The sequence below is a fragment of the Streptomyces sp. NPDC052114 genome (assembly GCF_040680155.1).
Lineage (GTDB): Bacteria > Actinomycetota > Actinomycetes > Streptomycetales > Streptomycetaceae > Streptomyces.
This window is the reverse complement of the sequence record NZ_JBFAWC010000006.1, coordinates 32,894-57,451: the sequence shown is the minus strand read 5'-3', so window position 1 is coordinate 57,451 and position 24,558 is coordinate 32,894. Positions and strand designations below refer to the sequence as shown.

Annotated in this window: 28 protein-coding genes; 14 read left to right on the top strand and 14 right to left on the bottom strand. The window is 72.2% G+C overall.

Annotated elements, in window-relative coordinates:
• The first annotated feature begins 66 nt into the window (after positions 1-66).
• The 3 genes from AB0L89_RS14885 to AB0L89_RS14875 all read left to right on the top strand — a co-directional run bounded on the left by AB0L89_RS14885 (position 67) and on the right by AB0L89_RS14875 (position 1,852).
• Positions 67-534 carry a helix-turn-helix domain-containing protein gene (locus AB0L89_RS14885; protein WP_365140027.1) on the top strand — a complete coding sequence of 156 codons (468 nt, stop codon included), beginning with the start codon at positions 67-69 and terminating at the stop codon, positions 532-534.
• Between the two features lie 178 nt (positions 535-712).
• Positions 713-1,585, top strand: a complete 873-nt coding sequence (locus tag AB0L89_RS14880) for an undecaprenyl-diphosphate phosphatase (RefSeq protein ID WP_365140024.1) — start codon at positions 713-715, stop codon at positions 1,583-1,585.
• Between the two features lie 138 nt (positions 1,586-1,723).
• Positions 1,724-1,852 (top strand): hypothetical protein, encoded by a 129-nt coding sequence (locus AB0L89_RS14875; RefSeq protein ID WP_365140021.1) that lies wholly within the window; start codon positions 1,724-1,726, stop codon positions 1,850-1,852.
• Between the two features lie 60 nt (positions 1,853-1,912).
• Here AB0L89_RS14875 and AB0L89_RS14870 read toward each other — a convergent pair whose 3' ends face one another.
• Together AB0L89_RS14870 and AB0L89_RS14865 are read right to left on the bottom strand one after the other, a co-directional pair.
• Entirely contained in the window at positions 1,913-2,287 is a 375-nt protein-coding gene (locus tag AB0L89_RS14870) for an SH3 domain-containing protein (protein ID WP_365140018.1), read from the bottom strand.
• Positions 2,288-2,462: 175 nt separating this feature from the next.
• On the bottom strand, positions 2,463-2,765 hold the full coding sequence (locus AB0L89_RS14865; protein WP_365140016.1) for a hypothetical protein: 303 nt from the start codon (positions 2,763-2,765) through the stop codon (positions 2,463-2,465).
• Positions 2,766-2,939: 174 nt separating this feature from the next.
• Between AB0L89_RS14865 and AB0L89_RS14860 the strand changes: the two genes are divergently transcribed.
• The 3 genes from AB0L89_RS14860 (at position 2,940) to AB0L89_RS14850 (ending at position 5,283) form a co-directional block, all read left to right on the top strand.
• Entirely contained in the window at positions 2,940-3,602 is a 663-nt protein-coding gene (locus tag AB0L89_RS14860) for a HEAT repeat domain-containing protein (RefSeq protein WP_365140013.1), read from the top strand.
• A 3-nt stretch (positions 3,603-3,605) separates the two neighbouring features.
• Positions 3,606-4,625, top strand: a complete 1,020-nt coding sequence (locus AB0L89_RS14855; protein WP_365140010.1) for a MerR family transcriptional regulator — start codon at positions 3,606-3,608, stop codon at positions 4,623-4,625.
• 478 nt (positions 4,626-5,103) lie between these two features.
• Positions 5,104-5,283 carry a hypothetical protein gene (locus tag AB0L89_RS14850; protein WP_365140007.1) on the top strand — a complete coding sequence of 60 codons (180 nt, stop codon included), beginning with the start codon at positions 5,104-5,106 and terminating at the stop codon, positions 5,281-5,283.
• Positions 5,284-5,356: 73 nt separating this feature from the next.
• Here the strand turns inward: AB0L89_RS14850 and AB0L89_RS14845 are convergent, their stop codons facing one another.
• Complete coding sequence (locus AB0L89_RS14845) at positions 5,357-6,079, bottom strand: HAD-IA family hydrolase (RefSeq protein ID WP_365140004.1); 723 nt, start codon at positions 6,077-6,079, stop codon at positions 5,357-5,359.
• Between the two features lie 70 nt (positions 6,080-6,149).
• Here AB0L89_RS14845 and AB0L89_RS14840 point away from each other — a divergent pair, with 70 nt between their 5' ends.
• Both AB0L89_RS14840 and lnt read left to right on the top strand, forming a co-directional pair.
• Positions 6,150-6,647: a nuclear transport factor 2 family protein gene (locus AB0L89_RS14840; protein ID WP_365140001.1), complete on the top strand. Its 498-nt coding sequence runs from the start codon at positions 6,150-6,152 to the stop codon at positions 6,645-6,647.
• Positions 6,648-6,875: 228 nt separating this feature from the next.
• Positions 6,876-8,606, top strand: a complete 1,731-nt coding sequence (lnt, locus tag AB0L89_RS14835; protein WP_365139998.1) for an apolipoprotein N-acyltransferase — start codon at positions 6,876-6,878, stop codon at positions 8,604-8,606.
• On the opposite strand, the gene AB0L89_RS14830 is transcribed toward lnt, so the two are convergent.
• Positions 8,524-9,435 (bottom strand): Gfo/Idh/MocA family oxidoreductase, encoded by a 912-nt coding sequence (locus AB0L89_RS14830; RefSeq protein WP_365139995.1) that lies wholly within the window; start codon positions 9,433-9,435, stop codon positions 8,524-8,526. The two genes, lnt and AB0L89_RS14830, sit on opposite strands and share 83 nt — an antisense overlap.
• 540 nt (positions 9,436-9,975) lie before the next feature.
• Here AB0L89_RS14830 and AB0L89_RS14825 point away from each other — a divergent pair.
• On the top strand, positions 9,976-10,365 hold the full coding sequence (locus tag AB0L89_RS14825; protein WP_365139992.1) for a hypothetical protein: 390 nt from the start codon (positions 9,976-9,978) through the stop codon (positions 10,363-10,365).
• On the opposite strand, the gene AB0L89_RS14820 is transcribed toward AB0L89_RS14825, so the two are convergent.
• Positions 10,349-11,575, bottom strand: a complete 1,227-nt coding sequence (locus AB0L89_RS14820) for an FAD-dependent monooxygenase (protein ID WP_365139989.1) — start codon at positions 11,573-11,575, stop codon at positions 10,349-10,351. The genes AB0L89_RS14825 and AB0L89_RS14820 overlap by 17 nt on opposite strands.
• Positions 11,576-11,706: 131 nt before the next feature.
• On the opposite strand from AB0L89_RS14820, the gene AB0L89_RS14815 reads away from it, so the two are divergent.
• Both AB0L89_RS14815 and AB0L89_RS14810 read left to right on the top strand, forming a co-directional pair.
• Complete coding sequence (locus AB0L89_RS14815) at positions 11,707-12,300, top strand: TetR/AcrR family transcriptional regulator (RefSeq protein WP_365139986.1); 594 nt, start codon at positions 11,707-11,709, stop codon at positions 12,298-12,300.
• A gap of 289 nt (positions 12,301-12,589) precedes the next feature.
• Positions 12,590-13,078 (top strand): hypothetical protein, encoded by a 489-nt coding sequence (locus AB0L89_RS14810; RefSeq protein WP_365139983.1) that lies wholly within the window; start codon positions 12,590-12,592, stop codon positions 13,076-13,078.
• Positions 13,079-13,229: 151 nt separating this feature from the next.
• Here the strand turns inward: AB0L89_RS14810 and AB0L89_RS14805 are convergent, their stop codons facing one another.
• Entirely contained in the window at positions 13,230-13,718 is a 489-nt protein-coding gene (locus AB0L89_RS14805; RefSeq protein ID WP_365139980.1) for a hypothetical protein, read from the bottom strand.
• A 95-nt stretch (positions 13,719-13,813) separates the two neighbouring features.
• Complete coding sequence (locus AB0L89_RS14800; RefSeq protein WP_365139977.1) at positions 13,814-14,869, bottom strand: WYL domain-containing protein; 1,056 nt, start codon at positions 14,867-14,869, stop codon at positions 13,814-13,816.
• Between the two features lie 211 nt (positions 14,870-15,080).
• On the opposite strand from AB0L89_RS14800, the gene AB0L89_RS14795 reads away from it, so the two are divergent.
• Positions 15,081-15,545 (top strand): DUF3224 domain-containing protein, encoded by a 465-nt coding sequence (locus tag AB0L89_RS14795; protein WP_365139974.1) that lies wholly within the window; start codon positions 15,081-15,083, stop codon positions 15,543-15,545.
• 29 nt (positions 15,546-15,574) lie between these two features.
• On the opposite strand, the gene ung is transcribed toward AB0L89_RS14795, so the two are convergent.
• The 6 genes from ung to AB0L89_RS14765 all read right to left on the bottom strand — a co-directional run bounded on the left by ung (position 15,575) and on the right by AB0L89_RS14765 (position 21,043).
• On the bottom strand, positions 15,575-16,258 hold the full coding sequence (ung, locus tag AB0L89_RS14790; protein ID WP_365139971.1) for a uracil-DNA glycosylase: 684 nt from the start codon (positions 16,256-16,258) through the stop codon (positions 15,575-15,577).
• Between the two features lie 121 nt (positions 16,259-16,379).
• Positions 16,380-17,900, bottom strand: a complete 1,521-nt coding sequence (locus AB0L89_RS14785; RefSeq protein WP_365141039.1) for an ABC transporter substrate-binding protein — start codon at positions 17,898-17,900, stop codon at positions 16,380-16,382.
• 235 nt (positions 17,901-18,135) lie between these two features.
• Positions 18,136-18,891, bottom strand: a complete 756-nt coding sequence (locus AB0L89_RS14780; RefSeq protein ID WP_365139968.1) for an SDR family oxidoreductase — start codon at positions 18,889-18,891, stop codon at positions 18,136-18,138.
• A gap of 17 nt (positions 18,892-18,908) precedes the next feature.
• A complete protein-coding gene (gene fabG, locus AB0L89_RS14775) occupies positions 18,909-19,670 on the bottom strand; it encodes a 3-oxoacyl-ACP reductase FabG (RefSeq protein WP_365139965.1) in 762 nt (253 codons plus the stop codon).
• Positions 19,671-19,859: 189 nt separating this feature from the next.
• Complete coding sequence (locus AB0L89_RS14770) at positions 19,860-20,258, bottom strand: DUF3037 domain-containing protein (RefSeq protein WP_365139962.1); 399 nt, start codon at positions 20,256-20,258, stop codon at positions 19,860-19,862.
• Positions 20,255-21,043: a HipA family kinase gene (locus AB0L89_RS14765; RefSeq protein ID WP_365139959.1), complete on the bottom strand. Its 789-nt coding sequence runs from the start codon at positions 21,041-21,043 to the stop codon at positions 20,255-20,257. Before AB0L89_RS14765 ends, AB0L89_RS14770 begins: the two co-directional genes overlap by 4 nt.
• A gap of 86 nt (positions 21,044-21,129) precedes the next feature.
• On the opposite strand from AB0L89_RS14765, the gene AB0L89_RS14760 reads away from it, so the two are divergent.
• Both AB0L89_RS14760 and AB0L89_RS14755 read left to right on the top strand, forming a co-directional pair.
• A complete protein-coding gene (locus AB0L89_RS14760) occupies positions 21,130-23,268 on the top strand; it encodes a prolyl oligopeptidase family serine peptidase (RefSeq protein WP_365139956.1) in 2,139 nt (712 codons plus the stop codon).
• A gap of 32 nt (positions 23,269-23,300) precedes the next feature.
• Positions 23,301-23,813 (top strand): Rieske (2Fe-2S) protein, encoded by a 513-nt coding sequence (locus AB0L89_RS14755; protein ID WP_365139953.1) that lies wholly within the window; start codon positions 23,301-23,303, stop codon positions 23,811-23,813.
• Here the strand turns inward: AB0L89_RS14755 and AB0L89_RS14750 are convergent.
• Positions 23,810-24,454, bottom strand: coding sequence for an isochorismatase family protein (locus AB0L89_RS14750; protein WP_365139949.1), 645 nt, complete (start codon positions 24,452-24,454; stop codon positions 23,810-23,812). The genes AB0L89_RS14755 and AB0L89_RS14750 overlap by 4 nt on opposite strands.
• Positions 24,455-24,558 lie beyond the last annotated feature (104 nt).

The window sequence follows — 24,558 nt, the reverse complement described above, 5'->3', positions numbered from 1 at the left end:
TTGGAAAACCAAACCCATAGAGTTGGAAACCTGAACCCACCCCCTCCGGCCCCCTAGACTGCCCGCATGAAGGATCCGCGCCCCTGCTCCATCGCCGACACGCTCGCCCTGGTCGGCGAGAAGTACTCCCTGCTCGTGCTGCGCGAGGTGTGCCTCGGCAACGAGCGCTTCGACCAGCTGGTGCGCAACATCGGCGCACCCCGCGACATCCTCGCGACGCGGCTGCGCCGCCTGGTGGAGGCGGGTGTCCTGGAGAAGGTCGTCTACAGCGAGCGCCCGCAGCGGTTCCTCTACCGGCCGACACCGGCCGGCCTCGAACTGGAGCCGGTCCTGATGACCCTCATGGCGTGGGGCGACCGCCATCTGCGCGACGGCGACCGCCCGATGGTCCTCGAACACGTCTGCGGCCACGAACTGGTGCCGGTGGTGACCTGCTCGGCCTGCGGCGAGGCGGTCCACCACGAGGACCTCACCGCGCACCCGCAGGCGCCCGGGTGGACGACGACGGGCCCGTTGACGACACCCGCCAAGTGATCGGGGACGACACCCGCGAGGTGATCGGGGACGACACCTGCGTAGTGATCGGGATCGGCCCTCCCACCGTCCCGTAACCCAAGCCCGCTACGCTGCCCCACGACGAGGGGCGTGATCTCCCTCGCGCCCCGGCATTCCGCCTCGGTCACACCACAGTCACTTGGACGGCGCAGCTTTCATGTCTTGGCTTGAATCCTTCATCCTCGGGCTCGTCCAGGGGCTGACCGAGTTCCTCCCGATCTCCTCCAGCGCGCATCTGCGGCTGACCGCCGCGTTCGCCGGCTGGCACGACCCGGGTGCCGCGTTCACGGCGATCACCCAGATCGGCACCGAGGCAGCCGTACTGATCTACTTCCGCAAGGACATCGCCCGCATCCTGTCGGCGTGGTTCGGCTCGCTCTTCGGCAAGGTGCCGCGCTCGGACCACGACGCGCAGATGGGCTGGCTGGTGATCGTCGGCTCGATCCCGATCGGCGTCCTCGGCGTGGCGTTCAAGGACCAGATCGAGGGTCCCTTCCGCGACCTGCGCCTGATCGCCACGACGCTCATCGTGATGGGCATCGTCCTCGGCATCGCCGACCGCCTGGCGGCGCGCGACGAGACGGGCGGCAAGCACCGCGCCGTGCGCCACCGCAAGGACCTCAAGGAGCTGGGCGTCAAGGACGGCCTGATCTTCGGCATCTGCCAGGCGATGGCCCTCATCCCCGGCGTCTCCCGCTCGGGCGCCACCATCAGCGGCGGCCTCCTCATGGGCTACACCCGCGAGGCCGCGGCCCGCTACTCCTTCCTCCTGGCCATCCCCGCGGTGCTCGCCTCCGGCGTCTTCGAACTGAAGGACGCCGGCGAGGGCCACGTCTCCTGGGGCCCGACGATCTTCGCCACGATCGTCGCCTTCGTGGTCGGCTACGCGGTCATCGCCTGGTTCATGAAGTTCATCACCACGAAGAGCTTCATGCCGTTCGTCTACTACCGCGTCCTGCTCGGCATCGTCCTCATCGTCCTGGTGGCGACGGGGGTGCTGAGCCCGCACGCGGGGGAATCGGCGGGCTGAGCGGGGTCTTCCGCGCGACAGCGGCCGTCCGGCGCGACGGCATCGGTAGGTTCGTGGCATGAGCGCGTACCGAGGAACCGTGTTCGTTCTGGTGGACGACGGTGAGAAGCAGGTCCTGCCGAAGCCGAGGAGCACGACGTGACCGCCCTCGCCCTGTACCTGCCCGGCTCGGGTGCTCTCCCCCGTTGGATGCAGGTCACCGTCGGCGTCATCGTCCTCGGCCTCGTCGCGGCCCGCCTGTGGCTGTTCCTTCGCCGACGGAAGTGACCCGCACGGCGAGGGCCCCCGGCCGGGAACCTCAGCCAGGGGCCCGGCACGTCGTGGACGTCAGCACTTCTCACTGGCCGTCGGGGAGACCGCGTCGATGTAGTAGTTGGAGACCCAGCCCTGCCAGTTGGTCGTGTTGACCCGGATGTGCCACCACCGGCTCTCCCCGTGCACGCTGGTCCCGTTGGTCCAGCAGTGGAAGTACACGCCGTCGTCGTAGTTGAGTACGCCGGTGGAACCACAGCTGGTGTGCGGTCCGGTGCGAACGTTGACGCCGTTGCCGATGATGCGGCCGGTCTTGGACGACTTGTTGCTGTAGCCGTGGCTGCAGCTCATGGCATCGGCGGCAGCCGCCGGCGCCGCGACGATCAGCGGTGACGCCATGAGCGCGAGGGCGCCGACGGCCACTCCTGTCTTGCCGAGCACGGTACGCATATTTCCCCCCGGTCAGGTGGTGTGGTCACACACCAGAGTGGTGGAACACCGCCGGCGGGTCGTCGACCGAGGGGTGTGCATCCGGGTAAACCGTGGCGGTATCCCATCGCGTCGAAAAGAGGGGACTTCGGGGCTCGGGCGAGTCGCCAGGGGATCGACGAGTACCGGCACGCTCTCAGGAGAGGACACAGACGAGTACGCCCGTGGGCACGAGCGTGCCGAAAAGGCCGAGCGGCCAGAAGTGGGCCGCGCGGAGTGCGGTGCGGCGGGCGAGTCGCGAGTTGGCCGCCCACCAGAGGAATCCACAGGCCGCGACGATGGATCCCAGCGCGATGACGACGACGGCCAGCCCGTCGTTCTCCTCGGGCGCCGGGTGCGCCCACGTGGCGACGATGAAGTAGAGCATCCATATCGGGACGACGGCGGGAATGCCGAGCAGAACGTTCACACCCAGCACCGCGTACCAACGGCTCACCATTCCCCCACCGCGCCCTCTCTCCCCTCACGGCCCTGCGCCTCCGGCCTCGCGCACGGCCCGCCGACAACCTAGCGAACCTGGGACCCGGTTCATGGTGTCCGCGACCAAGCCGCCCCCGTCGTTTGACCTTGACACGGTGACAAGGCCTTCACTGCTCGCCAAGGAGGTGGTCCCATGACGATCACGACACAGGACACGGAAGCACTCCGGGCGCTGCGGGGGCTGGACGACGACCGTTCTTCGGTGCGGCTGCGGGCCGCTCTGGCGGTCGGCACGACGCCCGACCCCCGCTTCGTCGACAAGCTCGTCGAGCGGTGCGCGGTCGAGCCGGAGTTCTTCGTACGCGACATGCTGACCTGGGCGCTCACCCGCCACCCGGTGTCCCTGACGCTCCCCGCACTGCTCCGCGAGGTCCGTTCGGAGCGTACGCAGGCACGGAGCCAGGCGCTGCACACCCTGTCCAAGATCGGGGACCCGCGGGCATGGCCCGCGATCACGCGGACGCTGTTGACCGACGCCGACGACGAGGTGGCCCGCAGCGCCTGGCGTGCCGCGGTCCTGCTCGTGCCCGAGGGCGAGGAGCCCGCGCTGGCCGAGGTGTTGGCGACCCAGCTCGGGCGCGGCGGGCGGGAGACGCAACTGAGTCTCAGCCGGGCACTGGTCGCGCTGGGCGAGGTGATCGTGCCCGCGCTCCACGCGGCGACGACGGCCACCGCCCCACGCGTACGCACCCACGCGCTCGCCACCCAACGGCTGCTGCGCGACCCGGACACCGGATTCGAGTTCGCCGTCGAGGAGGCGAAGAAGGTCGTGGCCCTCGGCGGCGAGGGACAATAAGGCGTGTTGATCGGTGAGGTGGCGCGACAGTCCGGGGTCAGCGCCCGCATGCTCAGGCATTACGAGTCGCTCGGCCTGGTGCGCCCTTCGGGGCGTACGGGCTCCGGTTATCGGGAGTACTCCGACGACGACATCCGGCGGATCTTCCACATCGAGAGCCTGCGCTCGCTGGGTCTTTCGCTGCGCGAGATCGGGCGCGCGCTCGACGACCCCGGTTTCACGCCCTCGGCGCTCGTCGGCGACCTCATCCGTCAGACGCGCGAACGCATCGCCGCCGAGACCGAGCTGCTCACCCGGCTGTCCCGGATCGGCGCCGCGGAGCCCGCCGGCTGGGAGGACGTCCTCCAGGCCGTCGCCCTCCTCCAGGCACTGGGGTCGAAGAGCCCCGCCGCACGCCAGCGCGCGGCGCTTTCCTCGGCCTCCTCGGTCGACGAGATCCCGGTGCCGGTGGAGGCCCTGGTCGAGGCGGCCCTCGGCGAGACGGAGCCGAACGTCGCCGGTGCGCTTCGCTGGGCGCTGGCGCGCTCCGGCGACGACGTCGGCGCCCCCGCACTGCTGGCCGACGCCCTCGGCTCACCGGTGGCCGCCGTGCGGGAACGCGCCGTCCAGTCCCTCGCCGCGCTGCCCGGCGCCGAGGCCACCGGCCGGCTGCGGGACGCGCTCACGCACCCCGACGCCGTGGTCCGCGGGTACGCGGCCCTGGCGCTCGGGACACAGGGAGTGGCCGACGCGGTCCCGACACTCATCGACATGATCGTGGCGGGCAGGAACGACACCGACGCGGCCGACGTCCTGAGCGTGCTGGCGGCCGGGACCGCGACGGCGGAGCGGATCGCGGCCCGGCTCGTCGACCGCCTCGCCCACGACGCCACGGAAGCTCCCGCGCGGGGGCGGCTGACCCAGGCGCTGGCCGGCATCCCGGGGGCGACGGCGACTCGTGCGCTCGCGGAGCTGTCGCGGGACGAGGACCGGGCCGTCGCGGTGACGGCCACGTACCTTCTACGTCTGCGCGGAGCGCATTGACGCACAGCGACGGGCCGCGGGAGCCGCGGACACGGCAGTGCCGCTGGCGTCATGCACCTCCATACACGACGCCAGCGGCTGCCGACTCATCCGGAACGGGGGCCCGGTCCCGGATGTCCCGCAGTAACTTCGGCAGGGAGCACCCATCTGGATGCACCCCCACCAATTCAGACATACGTACGATGATCACGGCCCGCTCGCGCACCCCCGACCTCGGAACCGAGGCGGCGGACACGGCGCTTCAGGACTGAGGACGGCTGCCGTGATTGGCCGCGTGCTTACGGCGGGCTTTCTTCTTGCGGCGTCGCTTCGAGGACATGGCTTCACCAACCGCCTTCGGTAGAGGGTGAGTGTTTTGTCACCATTTCCACCGTTCCACAAGGGTCCGGGACCGGCGACCGGGCGCCGTGATCACGTGGCGGAGGTGTGTGGTAGCTGACAGTTCCGAATGTCTTGGCCATCCCCTAGGCTTGAGGCCATGCCCTTAACCCCACCACCCCATGGTTCCGTGCGGCCTTCCGTCGAATTGAACGAGCGGATCCGCGGCCTGTGGCTGCGCGCCGGCGGCCGGCTCACCGCCGAACAACGCCGTGAGTACGAGCAGTTGGTGACGGAGTGGGCCGCCGCGGTCCGCGAGGAGGTCGTGAAGGCCGCGTAGGCGGCGCAGGCAGTACGGGCGGCGGGACGGACCCGGCCGTCCCCGCCGAGGCGGCCTCGCCCGCGTCGGCCCCTCACATGGCGCCGCCCCGCAAGAACGCCTCGATCCGGCCCAGCGTGTCCGCCGTCTCCCTGTGGACATGACCCGCGATACCCAGCGCCCGCGCCGCCTCGACGTTCTCCGTCACGTCGTCCACGAACAGCGTCCGGCCGGGCTCCGTCGCCGTGCGACGCAGAGCGATCCCGTAGATGCGGGGATCCGGCTTGGCGCAGCCCACCTCGCAGGACAGGACCAAGTGATCGGCGACGTCCAGGAGTCTCCCCTCGGTCATCCTTCTCCGCAGGTCCGGCCAGGTGTTGCTGACGAGCGCCGTCACGACACGCCCCTCCCCGCTCCCGCCCCCGTCGGCTCCCCCGTGCACACCGCCCCGCAGGCCCCGCAGCCGCGCCACGAGGGCTTCGTCCCATGTCTCCCGTGCCGCCAGATCCCGCCGCACCTCGGCGACGACATCCGCGCCGACCCCCAGCCGCCGCCCGACCGTGCGCCACCACGCGTCCTCGGTGACGGTGCCGATGAGCACTCCGGAGTCGTTGCCTTCGTAGAGCGCCGCGAGGAAGTCCCGCGCGGAGATGCCGAGCCGCGCGCCCCACGCGGCAGCCGCGGCGGGCAGGTACTCCCGGACGAGCACTCCCCCGACATCCATCAGCACGCCCTTGGACCGCGCCGGGACCGGCCCGGCGCCCGCCGTCCGCGGGACCCGCCGCATCCCCCGCGTCCGCACCCTGGACGTATCCACGTCCCCCACGCTAGCTCTTCCTCCCTGCACGCCCCTTGGCTCGGCACCTCCCGTGCCCAACACTGAGCCGATGACGCAGCGTGTGGAACTCGCCGCCGTGACCGACCGGTTGGCCATCGACGCCCTGATCACCGAGTACGCCGTGACCGTCGACGACGGCGACTGGGACGGCTACCGACAGCTCTTCGCCCCCGACGGCCGCGCCGACTACCGCTCCGCGGGCGGCATCGAGGGAGGAGCCGACGAGATCGCCGCATGGCTGGCGGAATCCATGCGGTTGTTCCCGATGCGCCAGCACCTGATCGTCAACCGCAAGGTGGAGTTCGGGACGCGCGAGCAGGACATCGGCGACACCGCGCGCGTCCAGGCCGACTACTTCAATCCGATGCGGTTCACCCCGACCGCGTCCACCGGGCCGAGCGGCGCGCCGGACTTCGTCTGCGGCGGACGCTACGCCTTCTCGCTCCTGCGTACGCACAGCGGTTGGCGGCTGCGCCGGGTGGCCGTCGCGGAGAAATGGCGTCAGATGGCCGAGGAACGACAGCCCCAGACGTCCGGAGACGTCTAGGCACCCGCACCACCGGGACCGGGCCCTCCCACCCCGCATCACCTCAGGTCCCGTCGCGGGTCCGGCCCCTGGCCGGGCCACGGGCCCCGGCCCCGCACCTCTCCCCGGGCCGCCTCACCACCGCGACGCGCCCCCGTCGCCACCACGGCCCACGCCCACTGTCCTAGATCGTCACGGGCGCGCACACTGGAGGCACGGCCGGGCGTCGGGGACCGAGGGAGGCGCTGCATGGATCTGTTCGGCGACGACCGGAGGGGACGGCTCCGACAGCGTGGCGTGCGGCTGCTCGACTCACGCCGGTGGCGCGGGGCCATCGCGGTCGTGGCCGGGGCACTGCCCGCCCTGGCGTTCCCCGCGCCGTCGCTGTGGTGGTTCGCGTACGTCGCCCTGGTTCCCTGGATGCTGCTCGCCAGGTCGGCCCCGACCGGGCGGCGGGCCGCGCTCGACGGCTGGCTCGGCGGCGCGGGCTTCATGCTGGCCGTGCACCACTGGCTGCTGCCGAGCCTGCATGTGTTCACGGTGGTCATCGCCGCCCTGCTCGGCCTGTTGTGGGCGCCCTGGGGCTGGCTGGTGCGGCGGTTCCTCGGCGGAGTGCCGACGCCCGCGCGCGCCACCGCCGCGCTCGCGGTGCTGCCCTCGGGCTGGCTGATGGTCGAACTGGTCAGGTCGTGGGAGGGGTTGGGCGGCCCCTGGGGACTGCTCGGCTCCAGCCAGTGGCAGGTGGAGCCCGCGCTGCGGCTGGCGTCAGTGGGCGGGGTGTGGCTGGTCAGCGCGCTGGTCGTGGTCGTGAACACGGCGGTCGTGCTGCTGTCCGTGGCCGCGACGGCATCCGTACGTACCGACGTGCCCGTACGCGCCGACGCCCCGATCCCCGCCCAGGCAGCCGCCGCCACCGGACCCGCCGCCTCTTCCGGCTCCACGCGCCCCACAAGACCCACCCGCTCCCCCGGCCTCCCCGCCCTCGCGGGGCTCCTCGCCGTCGTCGTGGTCACCGGCGCCACCTGGGCCTGGGCGCCCCGCCCCGAGGCCGCCGGGCACGTCCGCGTGGCCGTCGTCCAGCCCGGCGTCATCGACGGGATCTCCGGCGCGGGCAAGCGGCTGGCCCGCGAGGAGGAACTGACCCGCGCGCTCGTGGGCCAGGACCCGGACCTCGTCGTATGGGGCGAGAGCAGCGTCGGCTACGACCTGGCCGACCGGCCCGACGTCGCGCGCCGGATCGCCGCGCTCTCCCGCGAGGTCGGCGCGGACATCCTCGTGAACGTCGACGCGCGCCGCTCCGACCGGCCCGGCATCTTCAAGAGCTCCGTCCTGGTCGGCCCGGAGGGGCCCACCGGCGACCGCTACGACAAGATGCGGCTCGTCCCGTTCGGCGAGTACATCCCCGCGCGTTCTCTCCTCGGCTGGGCCACGTCGGTCGGCAAGGCCGCCGGCGAGGACCGCAGGCGGGGCGACCGGCAGGTGGTGATGGACGTGGGCCACGGCCTGCGGGTCGGTCCGCTGGTCTGCTTCGAGTCGGCGTTCCCTGACATGAGCCGCCGCCTCACCCGCGACGGCGCACAGGTGCTGCTCGCCCAGTCCGCCACGTCGACGTTCCAGCACAGCTGGGCGCCCGACCAGCACGCCTCGCTCGCGGCGCTGCGGGCGGCCGAGACGGGCCGCCCGATGGTGCACGCCACGCTGACCGGCATCTCCGTGGTGCACGCCCCGGACGGCTCGCGCGTCGGCGCCCCGCTCGGCACCTCGGCGAGCGCCTCACGGGTCTACGACGTCCCTCTGGCGAAGGGCACCACCGCGTACGTGCGCTGGGGCGACTGGCCCGTGCACGCCGCGCTGCTCGTGCTCGCCGCGCTGTGCGCGGCCGGTGGCGTACGGACGCTCAGGCGCCCCGGGCCTGCTCCTGAGCCGCGAGCACCACGCGCTCGCACAGCTCATGGGTCGCCAGCGCGTCCCGGGCGCTGAGCACCTTGCCCGCGCGCACGGCGTCGAGGAAGGCGAGCACCGCCTGCTCGATGCCGCGCTGACGGGCCACCGGCACCCAGTCGCCGCGCCGCCGCACGCTGGGCTGGCCCTTGTGGTCGACGACCTCGGCGAGGTTGAGCACCTGCCTCTTGGTGTCCTGACCGGAGACCTCGAGGATCTCCTCGGTGGAACCGCTGAGCCGGTTCATCACACCGATCGCGGTGAACCCCTCGCCCGCGAGCTGCAGCACGACGTGCTCCATCAGGCCGTCCGCGACACGGGCGCGCACACCGACGTGGTCGACGGGTCCCGGCGCCAGGAACCGCAGCGTGTCCACGACGTGGATGAAGTCGTCGAGGACCAGCGTGCGCGGGTCCTCGGGCAGCCCGACGCGGTTCTTCTGCATGAGGATCAGCTCGCGCGGGTGCTCGGCGCACTGGGCGTACCCGGGGGCGTAGCGGCGGTTGAAGCCGACGGCGAGGCTGACGCCGCGGTCCTCGGCGAGCCGCACGAGCCGCTCGGAGTCGGCCAGTTCGTACGCGAGGGGCTTGTCGACGTACGTCGGCACGCCCGCCTCGACGAGACGCGTGACGATCTCCGGGTGTACGGCGGTCGGCGCGTGCACGAACGCGGCGTCGAGGCCCTGGGCGAGCAGCGAGTCCAGGTCGGTGTGGCAGTGCTCGTCCGGGACGTGGTGGACGCCGGCGACCCGCGCGAGCGTCGCGGGCGTCCGCGTCTGGAGGTGCAGTTCGACGCCCGGCTGGGTGGTGAGGACCGGCAGATACGCCTTCTGCGCGATGTCGCCGAGTCCGATGCAGCCGATCCTCATACCGCGGTTTCCGCTGGTCCTCACCGCTGCGACCTCACCATTCGTGTCTTGAGTCGGGCCGTGGTCCGTCCCTGATCAGACCTCGATTGTGCCCTGACCCCACCCAGGGCTGCCCCTCCGGGGGTCCCGTCGTGGCCGCCGGCGGTGAGCGGATGACCGACCACCGCACGGGGTCCGGGTGCGATGGCGGAGACTGCGCCTGATCCACCATTGAAATGCATATATCTGCCGAACGGAAGAGCGCGCCCATGCCGTCTCGGCGATGTGGGGTCGCGGTGGGCTTCCGGCACGTGAAGTTGCGGTGGAGAGGTGACACGGAGTCAACTTCTCCGTGGCCTCTCCACGTAACGTGCGGCCGGTTCATGTGCTGCGCGCGGAGGCCGCGTGTCTCCGCCGCAGCTCGCCGACAGGTGACCGCAGAGGGGCGACATGATGCTGAAGCTTGACGCGCCGGGCACATGGCCTCAAAGCGCATTCTCCGACCGCAGGTACGCGGACCAGGAGGCCGTCCACAGAGGCTCCGGCCCGGGATGGAGCTGGATGTGGGTCCCTTTTCCCTTCAGCTCGCACTTCGTGCAGGCCAGTTACAGCCCCTTCGTCTTCACGCAGCACCTGACGGCACTCGACGATCTCCGGGCCTTCGTCGGCGAGAACCTCGCCGCCGAGGACGGCGAGGACCAGTGCTCGGCCAAGGAGGCCAAGAAGCGCTCCAAGGCCGCTGTCGCCGCCCTGCGAGGCGTCACCGCGCGCGAGTTCGTCCTGGTCTGCTCACACGTCTGGGCGTGTGCCGCTTTCGAGGTCCCCTCGGGCCGGAGCGCGGAAGCGGGGGCGGCCTTCTACAACAGGTGGGTCGGGGGAATGAACACCGACCCCACGGCCCCGTACGTACTGATGGCCGCCGAGAAGCCGACCGTCATCGCCGTGAGGTGACCGGGCTCTTGGGCTCTCCGGTCGCTGTTCCCGCGGCGCAGGGGGCCTGCGGGGGCCGCCAGTCGGCGATCGAGGAGAAGCCGCGCATGATGAGGTCCGGGCCGAGGCGCGACACCGTCGAGATGAGGGTGTCGCGCACGGCGATGAGCGGGGCGCTGGTGAGGTGCGTGACGCGGGAGGCGCGCGCGGCCCGTCGGACGATCTCCGTGGTGCGGGGGACGCGCGCCGCGCTGTAGGCGGCCAGGCCCGCCGGGAGGTCGCCGCCGGGCGCGGCGTGGTGGGCGAGGACGACGGCGTCCTCGATGGCCTGGTTGCCGCCCTGGCCGAGGCTCGGCGTCATGGCGTGCGCGGCGTCGCCGATGAGGGCGACCCGGCCGTGGTGGTAGTGGGCCAGGGGCGTCGGCAGGTGGCGGACGTCGTGGCGGAGGACGTCCTCGGGTGCCACGGCGGCGATCAGCGACGGAATCGGGTCGTGCCAGTCGGCGAAGCGGCGCGCCAGCTCGGCCTTCTCGTCGTCGGGCGCCCTGCCGCCCGCGGGGACCCGGGCGGTGGCGTACGCGTAGATCCTGCCGTCCTTGAGCGGCTGGGTGCCCCAGACACCGCCGCGCCCCCAGGTCTCGTGCGGCGCGAAGGGCCGGTCGGGCGCGGGGATGACGAAGCGCCACGTGGTGAACCCCGCGTAGACGGGCGCGGGATGGGCCGGGAAGAGCGCCGCGCGCACGGCGGAGTCGATGCCGTCGGCGCCGACGACGAGGTCCGCCTCGATGTCACCGTCGTCGGTGGTGACGACGGCGGGGCGGTCGGCGGCGCCGGGGTCGGTGAGGCGGGCCGACGCACCCGTGCGCAGCGCCCGCTCGGGCAGCGCGGCGACCAGCAGGTCGACGAGGGTCGCGCGGTGCAGCAGTACGAGGGATCCGCCGTACGTCGCCTCGGCCTCGGCGGCGCTCGTACGCACCAGCCAGCGGCCGCTCTGGGCCCGCATGCCGCCCTCGCCCTGCCAGGCGGCGAGGGCGCGGACGCGGTCGCCGAGGCCGAGGACGTCCAGGGCGCGCTGGGAATTGGGGGCGAGGCCGATGCCGGAGCCGACCGGCTCCAGCGTGGCCGCGCGCTCCAGGACCGTGACGCGCCACCCGGACTCGTGCAGGCCGATGGCCGTGGCGAGCCCGCCGATGCCACCGCCGATGACGACGGCGTGGGGCTGCTGCTTCATGGCTCCTCCTCTGCGGTCCCGCACGCGTACGCCGCGCACGCGCGCACGTCACCCACACCCTTCGACTACAGCTGTAGTGAGCGACAGAGCGACCGTACTACACCTGTAGTGAGCGAGGTAGGGTTTCCGTCATGTCCGTACGCAGCGCGGGAGGCTCCCGCACCGAACTGATCGCCGACACCGCCCTCGACCTGCTCGTCGAGCGCGGCATGCGCGGCCTCACCCACCGGGCCGTCGACGAGGCCGCGGGGCTGCCGCAGGGCTCGACGTCCAATCACGCGCGCACCCGGCTCGCCCTCCTGGAGGCGGCGGTGCGGCGGCAGGCCGAGCGGGAGGCGGAGGTCCTCGACCCCACCGGGATGCCGGGCCCCGGGGCCGGCCGCGAGGCGCTGGCCGCGGGCCTGGCCCTGGCCCTGCACCGTTTTCTCGGCGGCGACCACCGCCACCTGCTCGTCTCCCGCTACGAGCTGGCCCTGGAAGCGACCCGCAGACCGGAGCTGCGCAGCTACTACGACGCGACGGGCGCCCGGTTCCGCGAGCCCCTGGAGGCCCTGATGCGCGCCGCGGGCTCCACCGACCCCGAGCGCCACACGCTCTCCCTGGTGGCGTGGTGCGACGGCCTGATGTTCTCGTGCGTGGCCGGCTCGTACCACGCCACGGTGCCGACCCAGGAGGAACTGCGGAGCAGCGTGGGGGAGCTGTTGCGGGGGATGCTGGGGGACTGAGCGTCCACGGAACGCCACGCTCGACTTGTGCGGCGCACCTCGCTCGCACCGCGCCCGGACCCCACCCGGCCCCGGCCGCCTGTCGCACCGCGCCCCGTCCGGACCTGGCCGCCGCTCACACCGCGCCCCACCCGACACGGCCGCCGCTCACACCGCGCCCCACCCGACACGGCCGCCGCTCGCCCCAGGTCACCGCCGCCGCGCCGGACCGTTCCGCGCCGTCACCCGTGCGGGGCAACCTCGCGCCCTTTCCCCACCAAGAGGCGCCCACCTCAGCAGAGTTGGGCGCGTGCCCCGATCGACGACCACCTCCGCGCTCCTCGTCTCCGTGGCCGTCTCGGCCGCAGTCTCCGGCTGCGTGAGCGTCGAGCAGCCCTCCGGCCCCCGTCCCGCCGCGGCCACCGTGTCACCGCCCGGCCCGCATCCCGACGGCAAGGACCGGCCGCAGAACGTGCAGGCCCCCGCCCGCGAGGTGCTGCAACGCATGGACCCGCCCCATCGCGCGGCGCCCCCGAGCACCGCTTCCGAGACCCGTCCGGCACTCCCGCCACCCCGCACCCCACATCCCCCGGCACCCCCGGTCCGCAGGCCCGCGCCGTCCCGGCCGGACGCGGGCGCCACCCGCCCCGCCCCGGCGCGCACCACCCCCGGGAGCGGCGGCGGCCCCGCCGCCCGCCCCGACACCGGCACCGACGTGTGCGCACTCGGCGAGGCCTACGGAAACTGGCGGCCGGACAGCCCTCAAGCCGTCATCTGCCGGGACACATACGGCCGTTGAGTCCTCGGCGATGGAGCGGTGGGGGTGGGTCGTACGACGGCGACACCCCCGTGGCCGCCGCCGCACGACCCACCCTCACCACCCCACCCCCGCCGCTACGGCGCCCGCCCCCTGGCACCCGCCTGCGCCGCGCGCACCTGCTGACACCCCCTCACTCCTCCTCGCTCCCCTCCCCCACCTCCTCCTCCATCCTCGCGATGGCCGACTTGATGGTGGTGCCGTAGCTGTCATCCTCCAGGGAGCCCACCGCCGCGCGGGCCCTGCGCAGGTGACTGCGGGCCGCTTCCGGGCGGCCCAGTTTCGCGTAGTCCGCCGCCAGGTTGAGGTGCAGCGAGGGGTAGAAGCCGCGCACCGCGAGCGACTTGTGGTGCGCGGTCAGCCGCTCGTCCGTGAGCTCGTCCGCCGCCGACAACGCCCGCAGGTCCCACGCCAGTTCGTCCGAGGGGTCCACCTGTGTGTCCGCCATGTAGTGCGCGAGCGTGCAGCGGTGCAGCGGGTCGCCGTCCTCGCCGATCTCCCCCCACAGGCCGAGGAAGCGGTCCTGCGCCTCCTCCCGGTCACCGCCGTGATGCAGCATGACCGCCTGTCCGATCCGCGTCATCATCGCGTCCTCCGCCGTCTGCTCCTGCTGCTCCGTCACCGGATCCTCCGTGGTCGTGCGGCCGTCGCCCATCTCTCACGACGCTAGCGGCCACCACTGACAATCCCGGTCAGGCACGTTCGGACGCGGGGCGCTCACGCGTAGCGCTGGGCCAGCCCGGTGACGGTCCTCGTCACCTCGGCCCGGAGTTCGGGCGGTCCGAGGACCTCCGCCTCAAGGCCGAGCCTGAGGATGTCGGACACCGCGACCGACAGCCCCTCCACCTCGATGTCCACCGCGGTCCAGCCGTCCCCGTCCGGCTCGCCCGCACCGGCCGCGGCCCGCTCCCCCGGCGCCCCGAACAGCGCGGGCAGCAGCCTGCGCCCCGCCGGGGACACCCTCAGCCGCGCCCTCCCCCGCAGCACGCGCGCCTCAAGACCGCGCGAGGCCTCCGTCCAGTACGCCGCGAGGTCGAACCCGTCGGGGCGGACGCAGGGCTCTTCCCCCACCGTCGCCGCCAGGAACCGCGACACCCGGTACGTCCGCACGGCGGTGTCGGAACCGGCGCGGGCATCTCCGCCGCCGCTCCCGCCGTCACTGCTTCCACCGTCACCGCGCCCGTCGTCACCGCCCCCGCCGCCACCGGGGACGGCCGATGCCACCAGGTACCAGTTGCCCGCCTTGAGGACGAGCCCCAGAGGATGCAGCGCACGGCGGACGTCCCCGCCCCAGCGCCGGTAGTGCGCCGACAACACCCGCTGGCGCCACACCGCGTCGGCGACCACCGCGAGCAGCGGCGCCGGATCGGCCGTACGGAACCACGCCGCCGCGTCGAGGTGGAAACGGTCCTGGATGCGTCGCGACCGCTCCCCCAGGCCCGCGGGCAGTGCGGCCGCCAACTTCAGCTGCGCGGTGGCCAGTTCCGCGCCGAGCCCCAGGTCGGCCGCCGCCCCGGGCATACCGGCGAGGGCCAGGGAGTCGGCCTCGTCGTCGGTGAGCCCGGTCAGGCGGGTGCGGTAGCCGTCGAGGAGCCGGAAGCCGCCGGCCGGTCCGCGCTCGGCGTACACGGGTACGCCGGAGGCCGCGAGCGCCTCGGCGTCGCGATAGACGGTCCTGACCGAGACCTCCAGTTCCTCCGCGAGTTCGGGCGCGGTCATGCGCCCGCGGTTCTGGAGCAGCAGGAGGAGGGCCAGGAGCCGGTCGGCACGCATGGGATCGAGTCTCCCTCAGTACCTGACAGAAGGTGTCAGGTACGTACGCCAGAGTCTTCCTCGCGGCGCCGCACAGAGCCGCACAAGGCCCGGCACCGCTCGGGCCGCGCAAGGCCCAGCACCGCGCAAGGCCCGGCGCTGCCCAAGGCCACACGAGCCCCGCCCCGCAAGGGGCCGGCGCCCCCACACCGATCCCCCGTCGAGGAGACCCATGACCACGCACGCCGCCACCGCCGCCGACCCCACCACCGCCTCCCTCGCCAGGACCACCCGTGCCGTCACCGGCACCTTCACCTTCGCCAGCTGGGACGAGAGCCCGGTCACCGGTGTGGACGGCGGCGCGCGCATCGCCCACGCCGCCGTCACCAATGACTACACCGGCGCCGTCGAGGCGAAGGGCGCGTCCTGCGAGTACTCCATCGCGTATGCGAGCGAGACGGTCGGCGCGTTCGTCGGCCACGAGCTCGTCGACGGGACCCTCGACGGCCGCAAGGGGTCCTTCGTGATCGAGCAGCGCGGCTCCTTCACCGCGGACGGCACCATCGAGTGCGCCTTCACCGTGCTGCCCGGCTCGGGCACCGGCGAGCTGTCCGGGCTCACCGGAACCGGTTCGTTCACGGCACGGACCGGGCAGGCCAGCACCCCGTACTCCCTCGACTACGCCCTTGAGGGCTGACGGAGCCCCCTCGGGCCCACGCCGTCGGCTCAGCCGATGTCGGGGATCCGCCAGTCGATCGGCTCGTGCCCCTGCGCCGCCACCGCTTCGTCGATCTGCGTGAAGGGGTGCGAGCCGAAGAACTTCTTCGCGGACAGCGGCGAGGGGTGCGCGCCCTTCACGACGACGTGCCGCTCCTCGTCGATGAGCGGGAGCTTCTTCTGGGCGTAGTTCCCCCAGAGCACGAAGACGGCGGGGTCGGGGCGGTCGGCCACCGCGCGGATCACCGCGTCCGTGAACTTCTCCCAGCCCTTGTTCTTGTGGGAGTTGGCCTCGCCGGAGCGGACCGTCAGGACGGCGTTCAGCAACAGGACGCCCTGCTGGGCCCACGGCATCAGATAGCCGTTGTCCGGCACGGGGTGGCCGAGCTCCTCCTTCATCTCCTTGTAGATGTTCCGCAGGGAGGGCGGGGTCTTCACACCGGGGCGCACGGAGAAGCAGAGGCCGTGTCCCTGTCCCTCGCCGTGGTACGGGTCCTGGCCGAGGACCAGGACCTTCACCTGCTCGTACGGCGTCGCTTCGAGGGCGGCGAAGACCTCGTCGCGCGGCGGGAACACAGGTCCCTTCGCCCGCTCCTCCTCGACGAACTCGGTGAGCTCCTTGAAGTAGGGCTTCTGCAGCTCCTCGCCGAGGACTCCGCGCCAGGACGCGGGCAGCATGGCGATGTCGGTCACGTCAACAACCTCCGGTGTGCGGTCACTTCTCACCACAGAACCTACCGGCGCCCACTGACAATCGACCGGCTCCCCCGAACCACCGGGGCCGTCCCTCCGACGCGCTTCCCCGGACCGTCCGCTACCAGCTCGTCTTGCGCTGGAGCTCCCACATCATCATGATCGCCGAGGGGTCGAGCGCCCGCTCGCCGCCCGCGATCTCCTCGCTGGACATGATGTACTGCTTGCCCTGCCACAGCGGGAGCAGCCGCACGTCGTCGACGAGGATCTCCTGCGCCCGCTCGAACTGGTCGATGACCGCTCCCCGGTCGGACTCCCTGCGCTCGCGCGGCAGCACCTGGTCGGTGATCTCCTTGGAGAGGTACGGCGTGTTGAGCACGTTCTTGGGGCCGACGAACGGCGCGATGAAGTTGTCCGCGTCCGGGAAGTCGGGGAACCAGCCGCGTCCGAAGACGGGGTACTCGCCATTGCTGTAGCCCTCCTGGAACTCGGTCCAGGGACGGCTCTTCAGCGTGATCCTGAACAGGCCCGATCCCTCCAGCTGCCGCTTGAGCTCGGCGAACTCCGGAGCGGTCGCCGATCCGTAGCGGTCGGAGGTGTACCAGAGGGTCAGCGGGACCGGCTCGTTGATACCGGCGTCGGTGAGGATCTTCCTTGCCTTGGCCACGCTGGGATTGCCGTACTTGTCGAAGAAGCCGGTGGCGTGGCCCGTGAGCCCCCTGGGGACCATCGAGTACAGCGGCTCGACGGTGTCCTTGTAGATCTTGTGGGCGATCGCCCCGCGGTCGACGAGCTGCGCGAAGGCCCGCCGGACCGGCAGCTTCCGCGCCCAGGGGTCCTTGGTGTTGAACACCAGGTAGCGGATCTCGGTGCCCGCCCCCTCGACGAGCTCGATGTCCTGCTCGCGCCTGCCCTTGCCCTGCATGGCGATGATGTCCTCGGAGGCGAGACCGCGGAAGGTCACGTCGATCTGCTTCGCCTTGAGGGCGTCGACCATCGCCGACGACTTCTTGAAGTAGCGGATGGTGACGGCGTCGTTCTTGACGTCGGCCGCCCCCTTGTACTTGTCGTTCTTGACCAGCTCGGCCTTCTCGTTGCGCGTGTACGCGTTGAGCGTGTACGGACCGGAGCCGGTGACCTGGTCGCCCTCGCGGAGCTTGTCCGCCGGGTACTCCTGGGGGTCGACGATCGACATGGCGGGCGTGGCGAGGACGAAGGGGAAGGTGGCGTCGGGCTTCTTGAGACGGAAGACCACGGTCCGCTCGCCCTTCGTCTCGACCTCGTCGAGCGAGCCGAGCAGCCCCATGGGCCCGCCCTTGACGACCCCCTTGTCGTCGAGGGTCCGCATGCGGTCGAAGGAGTACTTGACGGCCGCCGCGTTCAGCTCGTCGCCGTCGGAGAACGTCAGGCCCTCGCGCAGCCGACAGGTGAAGACCGTGCTGGAGGAGTCGCTGAACTCGCAGGACTCGGCGGCGTCCGGTTCGGGTTCGGTGGCCCCCGAGGGGAAGCTGAGCAGCGTCTGAAAAACGTTTCTGTAGAGCTCCCAGGAGCTGTCCCAGGCCTTCGCCGGGTCCAGGGTGCTGGGCGCGCTCATCGTGCCGACGGTGATCTGCTGGTCCTCGTCCGACCCTTCCGAGGACAGCACCCCGCAGCCCGCGAGCAGGGATATCGACGTGAGCGCCGCCACCTGCCGCACACCCCTCTTCCGCTTCGCAAGGGGAACTTCACTGAACACGCGCACGCTCCTCGATCGGCCATGCCATGGGGTCGGGAGACCATATCGCAGTGCCCCGCCGGTCCAACTCGACATACCGACGGGGCACTTGATGCGGTTAAACGTCGCTTTTGACGCCCTAATCCGCGGTAGTTCGCAGTCGTCAGCCGACGCCCGCATTGAGGAAGATGCCGCCATCGACCACGAGTGTCTGTCCCGTGATCCAGTCGGACTGGGCGGACGTGAGGAACGCGGCCGCGCCCCCGATGTCCTCGGGCACGCCGAGCCGGCCGAGCGGGTAGGCGGCGGCTGCCTCCTCCTCGCGGCCCTCGTACAGCGCCTGGGCGAACTTGGTCTTGACGACCGCCGGCGCGATGGAGTTCACCCGGACCCTCGGCGCGAACTCGTGCGCGAGCTGAAGGGTGAGGTTGACCATGGCGGCCTTGCTCATCCCGTACGCCCCGATGAACGGCGAGGCGGAGACGCCGGCGACGGAGGCGATGTTCACGATCGCGCCGCCGTGCTCGCTCTGCCACGCCTTCCACGTCTGCTGGGCGAAGCCGAGCGCGGAGATGACGTTGGTCTCGAACACCTTGCGTGCCACATTGAGGTCGAGCTCGGCCATCGGCCCGAACACCGGGTTCGTACCGGCGTTGTTGACCAGGAAGTCGACGCGGCCGAACGCCTCCATGGCGCGCTCGACGGCGATCGCCTGGTGCGCCTCGTCGTGGGCCTTGCCCGCGACGCCGATGACCCGGTCGGAGCCGAGCTTCTCGACGGCCTCCTTGAGGGCGTCCTCGTTGCGTCCGGTGATGCAGACGCGGTCGCCCCGGGCGACCAGGGCCTCGGCGATGCCGTATCCGATGCCGCGGCTCGCGCCCGTGACGAGCGCGGCCTTCCCACTGTCCTGCACAGCCATGTTCCTTGCCTTCCGGGTCAGTTGAGCGGGCCGCCGGCCACGTACATGACCTGCCCGGAGACGAAGCCCGCGGCGTCGCCCGTGAAGAAGGCGATGGCGTTGGCGATGTCCTCGGGACGGCCGACGCGCTGCACCGGGATCTGGGTGGCGGCCGCGGCCTGGAACTCCTCGAAGTCCATGCCGACGCGGTCCGCGGTGGCCTTGGTCATCTCGGTGACGATGAACCCGGGGGCGACGGAGTTGGCGGTGACGCCGAACTTGCCGAGTTCCTTGGCGAGGGTCTTGGTGAAGCCCTGGAGGCCGGCCTTGGCCGCGGCGTAGTTGACCTGGCCGCGGTTGCCGAGCGCGGAGGACGAGGAGAGGTTGACGATCCGGCCGAAGTTCGCGTCGACCATGTGCGACTGGACGGCACGGGACATCAGGAAGGCGCCGCGCAGGTGCACGTTCATGACGGTGTCCCAGTCACCGGCGCTCATCTTGAAGAGCAGGTTGTCGCGGAGCACGCCGGCGTTGTTGACGAGGATCGTCGGCGCGCCCAGCTCCTGGGCGATGCGGGCGACCGCGGCTTCGACCTGGGCCTCGTCGGACACGTCGCAGCCGACGGCGATCGCCTTGCCACCGGCCGCGGTGATCTGCGCGACGGTGTCCTTGCAGGCGGCCTCGTCGAGGTCGATGACGGCCACGGCACGGCCTTCGGCGGCGAGCCGTACGGCGGTCGCCGCGCCGATGCCTCGCGCGGCACCGGTCACGACAGCGACGCGCTGCTCAGTGGTGGACATGCTGGTTCTCCTCGCCCTTGGGATGCGGCTCTACGGTACGCCCCGATGGTGAGCGACCGCTTAGTACCTTCAGCTGGACGAGACGCTAGAAGCCCTGGCACCGGGTGTCAACGGCACACAGGAGAGCTGTGATTCTTTACCCCGCCGGGACGCTTCGCCACGCCACCGGGACGCTTCCCCCGGGACGCCTCACCGCACCAGCAGCTCCAGAAGGCGGTCCACCTCGGCCTCGGGATCCGCGGTCAGGCCCGTGTGCACCGGACCGGGCTGGAGAACCGTCGAACGCGGCGCGATGAGCCAGCGGAAACGCCGCCCCGCGTCGTCGCCCGCGGCCTGCCCCGCGGCCTCGCCGCCCGCGCAGATCCGCTCGACGGCGCCGAGCGCGGCCCTGATCCCGGCCACGTCGGCCGCCGGGTCCAGGGCGAGGAGCTTGCCCTCGTCGAGGTGGGTGCGGGCGGCCACGAACGACTTCGCGCGGCAGTAGAGCACGACGCCCGCGTTGAACTGCTCGCCGCGCTCCACGCGCGGCACGACGCGCACCAGCGCGTACTCGAAGACGTCCCGTGCGGGCCCGGTCTGCTCGCTCACTTGGTGGCGCCCTTCGGCTCGGTCCCCGGCAGCGTGATCCGCTCGTGGACGGTCTTGGCGCGCGCCAGCAGCGCCGCCACGTACGCGCGGCGCACCTCGTCGGCGTCCGCGAAGCCCGGCTCGTCCGCCAGCCACTCCCCCGGCACCCGCGCGGTGACCTCGGTGAGCAGCTCCTCGGTGACGCGGGGGGCGAGCTCGGCGGCGGCCGCGGCCACGTCGGGGCCGTACGGCGCGAGGACGTGGTCCGAGGCGTCGTACGGCTTGGCGGACGCGGTCTCCGCGGTGCGCCAGTTGTGGTGCCAGATCATGCTCGCGCCGTGGTCGATGAGCCACAGGTCGCCGCGGAGCACGAGCAGGTTGGGGTTGCGCCAGGAGCGGTCCACGTTGTTGATCAGGGCGTCGAACCAGACCACGCGCCCCGCCTCGGCCGGCTCCACGTGGTGGGCCAGCGGGTCGAAGCCGAGGGCACCCGACAGGAAGTCCATGCCGAGGTTGAGGCCGCCGCTCGCCTTGAGCAGCGCCTGCACGCGCTCGTCGGGCTCGCCGAGGCCGAGCACCGGGTCGAGCCGCATCCCCACGAGCCGCGGCACCCGCAGGCCGAGCTCCCGGGCCAGTTCACCGCAGATCACCTCGGCGACGAGCGTCTTGCGGCCTTGTCCCGCGCCGGTGAACTTGATGACGTACGTCGCGTACGTGCCGTGGTCGTCGGCCTCGACGACCCCCGGCAGCGAGCCGCCCTCGCGCAGGGGCGTGACGTAGCGGACGGCGGTGACTTCGCTGAGCATGGCCCCAGATTACTGCCGCTTCCACGCTGTTCGATCATCCGCTCCGAGGTGTTCGACCAGCCACGGGTCTGCCTACAGTGCCCGCCATGGACTCCCTTGATCTTCCGCTCCAGTTCGCGCGCACGCGGCGCTTCTCGCTGGGGGTGCCGCGCGGCTTCACGGTCTCGCCGGACGGCGAGCGGGTGCTGTTCGTCCGCTCCACCGCGGGCGACGACCCGGTCAGCAGGCTGTGGGTGTACGAGAACGGCGCCGAGCGGCTGCTCGTCGATCCGCTCGGCCTCGGTGCGGAGGGCCCGCTGCCGGAAGCCGAGCGGGTGCGCAGGGAACGCGCGCGGGAGTCGTCGCAAGGAGTGGTGGCCTTCGCGACCGACCGCCACGCGCGCGTGGTCGCCTTCTCGCTCGGCGGCGCGCTGTGGGTGGTGACGACGGACGGCGGCGCGCCGCGCCGGATCCGCACGGCGGGCCCGGTGATCGACCCGCGCCCCTCGCCGGACGGGACACACGTCGCGTACGTCACCGGGGGTGCCCTGCGCGTGGTCGGCGCCGACGGCGCGGGGGACCGGGCGCTCGCGGAGCCCGAGGGCGACGCGGTGACCTACGGTCTCGCCGACCATGTGGCCGCCGAGTCCATGGACCGGCAGCGGGGGTTCTGGTGGTCGCCGGCGAGCGACGCGCTGGTCGTCGCGCGCGTGGACGCCTCACGGGTGCGGCGCTGGTGGCTGTCGGACCCGGCACGGCCCGGACTCCCGCCGCGCGCGGTCCGCTATCCGGCGGCGGGCACGGCCAACGCGGAGACGTCCCTGCACGTCCTGTGTCTGGACGGGACGCGCACGGAGGTGCGCACTCCGGAGAAGGTGCCCGAGGAACACCACCTCTCCGGAGAGTGGACCGATGTCGCCCTGGAGTACGTCCCCACGGTGTGCTGGGACGCCCACGGCCCCCTGATCACGCTCCAGACCCGCGACCAGCGCTCGCTGTACGTCCTGGAGGTGGACCCGGAGTCCGGTGGGACGGAGCTGGTCTCGCACCACCGGGACCCGGCCTGGCTGGAGCTGATGCCGGGCACTCCCCTGCGCCTGGAGAGCGGCCGGGCCGTGCGCCACTGGAACGTCGCCGGACACACGCGCGGCCTGCGGGTGGGCGACACGAGGACGCCCCCCGGCCTACAGGTGCGCGAGGTCCTCGGCGGAGTGGGCGACCGGGTGTGGTTCACGGCTTCGTACGACCCCATGGAGACCCACGTCTGGTCCTTCGACCACCAGGACGACGAGCCGGACCCGGAGCGCCGCACCGGCACCCTGCGGCAGATCAGTGCAGGTCCCGGTGTGCACACGGCCGCCGTCGGCGGGGACACCGTCGTCCTCGACAGCAGGACGCCCGACGGGCAGACGGTGACGGTGCTGCGGGGCGGCGAGCCCGTCGGGCGGATCGCGGTGTTCGCGCAGGAGCCGGTGGTGACGCCGCGGCCCCGGCACCTCACCCTCGGGGAACGGGAGCTGCGCGGCGCGCTGTATCTGCCGTCCTGGCACGAGCCCGGCTCGGGAAAGCTGCCGGTGCTGCTGTGCCCGTACGCGGGTCCAGGAATCCAACTCGTGGTCCACGCGCGCGCGTGGTGGACGATCGTGGCGCAGTGGTTCGCGGAGCAGGGCTTCGCGGTGCTGATCACGGACGGGCGCGGCACGCCGGGGCGCGGCGAGGACTGGGCACGGGCGGTGCACGGCGACCAGCTGACGCCCGTGCTCGACGACCAGGTGGACGCGCTGCACGCCGCCGCCGAGCGCTTCCCCGACCTGGACCTCGCGCGGGTGGGCATCCGCGGCTGGTCCTTCGGCGGCTTCCTCGCGGCGGGTGCCGTGCTGCACCGTCCGGACGTCTTCCACGCGGCGGTGGCGGGTGCCGCCCCGACGGACCTGCGTCTCTACGACACGCACTGGAAGGAGCGCTACCTCGGTCATCCCGACGTCCAGGCCGAGCAGTACGAGCGCTGCTCCCTGGTGGCACACGCGCACCGTCTGTCGCGGCCGCTGATGCTGGTGCACGGCCTCGCGGACGACAACGTCCTGCCCGTCCACATGCTGCGCTTCTCCTCGGCGCTGCTGGCGGCGGGCCGCCCGCACACCGTGCTGCCGCTGCCCGGCGCGAGCCACCTGGTCTCCCAGGAGGAGGTGGCGGCGAACCTGCTCCGGTTCGAACGGGACTTTCTGCGGAAGTCCTTGAGCGGTTGAACACCGCGGGCTCCGGCCGCGTACCACCGGGCATGACGACTTCTGACGAGACCGCCTCCGCCGAGGAGAGCGTCTCCACGCCCTGCCGCCGTACCGTCGTGGCCACGATCGGTGCCGCGGGCCTCGCCGCCGCCCTCAGCGCCTGCGGTGGTGGCGACGGGGGTGGCGGGGACGGAGATGGCAGCGGCGACGGTGGCGGTGGCGGCAAGGACTCCACCGATTCCGCCGGGGCGGCCCCCGAGGCCGGCGCCGCCGCAGGGGCCGTCCTCGCCAGGACGTCGGACATCCCCGTGGGCGGCGGCAAGATCTTCAAGGACGAGGGGGTAGTGGTCACCCAGCCCACGAAGGGCGAGTTCAAGGCGTTCTCCAGCCGCTGCACCCACAAGGGATGTCCGGTGACCAGTGTCGAGGGCGGCACCGTCAACTGCCCCTGCCACGGAAGCAAGTTCGACATCGCCGACGGCAGCGTGCGGGGCGGACCCGCGCCGCAGCCGCTGCCCGCGGCCGACATCGCGGTGGCGGGAGGCTCGATCAAGTTGGCCTAACCGGCGCGGCCGGGCCGCTTCCAGGCGCCGAGGACGTCGTTCGTGGTGGTGATGGTGGCGACGAGCGCGAGGGTGTTGCGGACCATCACGGGGGTGTAGTCGGCGGGCACTCCCGCGATGGCGTCGGCGGGCACGACGGCCGTGTAGCCGAGGTTCACGGCGTCGAACACGGCGTTGGGGATCGCGACGTTCGCCGAGACCCCGGTGATCAGCAGGGTGCGGCAGCCGAGGTTGCGCAGGAGGGGGTCGACGTCGGTGCCCGCGATCGGCGACAGACCGTGCAGGCGTCGTACGACGAGGTCCTCGTCGGCCACCTCGACGGGAGGGGCGATCCGTACGGCGGTGGTGCCCGCGATCTGCTGGACGGGCAGCCGTTCGGCGGCGCGGAAGAGGCGGGCGTTGTGGTTGGCCCCGCGGCCGTCGGGCCGCCGCTCGGCGACCGCGTGCAGGACCTGGACACCGCTGTGGTGGGCCGCGGACACCAGCCGCGCGACATGGGCGAGGGCGCCCGAGGCCCGTGCCTCCTTGGCGAGTTCGGGCAGCGCGCTCTCGGTGCCGACGACACCCTGCTGGCACTCGACGGTCAGCAGGACGGTGGTGGCGGGGTCGAGGAGTTCCCTGAGCTGTGCGGAGGACGGCATGGCTCTCCCTGTCGCGGACGCCCGGGGCACCGGCCGGCCGGCTGCCGCCCTCCTGCGCCCGGAATCCGCGCGAGGCTAACGGCCATTGCGCCACGAAGGAAGAG

Excerpts from the sequence above, each read along its gene's own strand:
- AB0L89_RS14750 (WP_365139949.1), bottom strand. The coding sequence starts at position 24,454 with ATGCCGTCCTCCGCACAGCTCAGGGAACTCCTCGACCCCGCCACCACC.
- AB0L89_RS14850 (WP_365140007.1), top strand. The coding sequence starts at position 5,104 with ATGCCCTTAACCCCACCACCCCATGGTTCCGTGCGGCCTTCCGTCGAA.
- AB0L89_RS14825 (WP_365139992.1), top strand. The coding sequence starts at position 9,976 with ATGTGGGTCCCTTTTCCCTTCAGCTCGCACTTCGTGCAGGCCAGTTAC.
- AB0L89_RS14840 (WP_365140001.1), top strand. The coding sequence starts at position 6,150 with ATGACGCAGCGTGTGGAACTCGCCGCCGTGACCGACCGGTTGGCCATC.
- lnt (WP_365139998.1), top strand. The coding sequence starts at position 6,876 with ATGGATCTGTTCGGCGACGACCGGAGGGGACGGCTCCGACAGCGTGGC.
- AB0L89_RS14755 (WP_365139953.1), top strand. The coding sequence starts at position 23,301 with ATGACGACTTCTGACGAGACCGCCTCCGCCGAGGAGAGCGTCTCCACG.
- AB0L89_RS14880 (WP_365140024.1), top strand. The coding sequence starts at position 713 with ATGTCTTGGCTTGAATCCTTCATCCTCGGGCTCGTCCAGGGGCTGACC.
- AB0L89_RS14800 (WP_365139977.1), bottom strand. The coding sequence starts at position 14,869 with ATGCGTGCCGACCGGCTCCTGGCCCTCCTCCTGCTGCTCCAGAACCGC.
- fabG (WP_365139965.1), bottom strand. The coding sequence starts at position 19,670 with ATGTCCACCACTGAGCAGCGCGTCGCTGTCGTGACCGGTGCCGCGCGA.
- AB0L89_RS14870 (WP_365140018.1), bottom strand. The coding sequence starts at position 2,287 with ATGCGTACCGTGCTCGGCAAGACAGGAGTGGCCGTCGGCGCCCTCGCG.
- AB0L89_RS14765 (WP_365139959.1), bottom strand. The coding sequence starts at position 21,043 with ATGCTCAGCGAAGTCACCGCCGTCCGCTACGTCACGCCCCTGCGCGAG.
- AB0L89_RS14820 (WP_365139989.1), bottom strand. The coding sequence starts at position 11,575 with ATGAAGCAGCAGCCCCACGCCGTCGTCATCGGCGGTGGCATCGGCGGG.
- AB0L89_RS14860 (WP_365140013.1), top strand. The coding sequence starts at position 2,940 with ATGACGATCACGACACAGGACACGGAAGCACTCCGGGCGCTGCGGGGG.
- AB0L89_RS14795 (WP_365139974.1), top strand. The coding sequence starts at position 15,081 with ATGACCACGCACGCCGCCACCGCCGCCGACCCCACCACCGCCTCCCTC.
- AB0L89_RS14885 (WP_365140027.1), top strand. The coding sequence starts at position 67 with ATGAAGGATCCGCGCCCCTGCTCCATCGCCGACACGCTCGCCCTGGTC.
- AB0L89_RS14780 (WP_365139968.1), bottom strand. The coding sequence starts at position 18,891 with ATGGCTGTGCAGGACAGTGGGAAGGCCGCGCTCGTCACGGGCGCGAGC.
- AB0L89_RS14865 (WP_365140016.1), bottom strand. The coding sequence starts at position 2,765 with ATGGTGAGCCGTTGGTACGCGGTGCTGGGTGTGAACGTTCTGCTCGGC.
- AB0L89_RS14830 (WP_365139995.1), bottom strand. The coding sequence starts at position 9,435 with ATGAGGATCGGCTGCATCGGACTCGGCGACATCGCGCAGAAGGCGTAT.
- AB0L89_RS14815 (WP_365139986.1), top strand. The coding sequence starts at position 11,707 with ATGTCCGTACGCAGCGCGGGAGGCTCCCGCACCGAACTGATCGCCGAC.
- AB0L89_RS14760 (WP_365139956.1), top strand. The coding sequence starts at position 21,130 with ATGGACTCCCTTGATCTTCCGCTCCAGTTCGCGCGCACGCGGCGCTTC.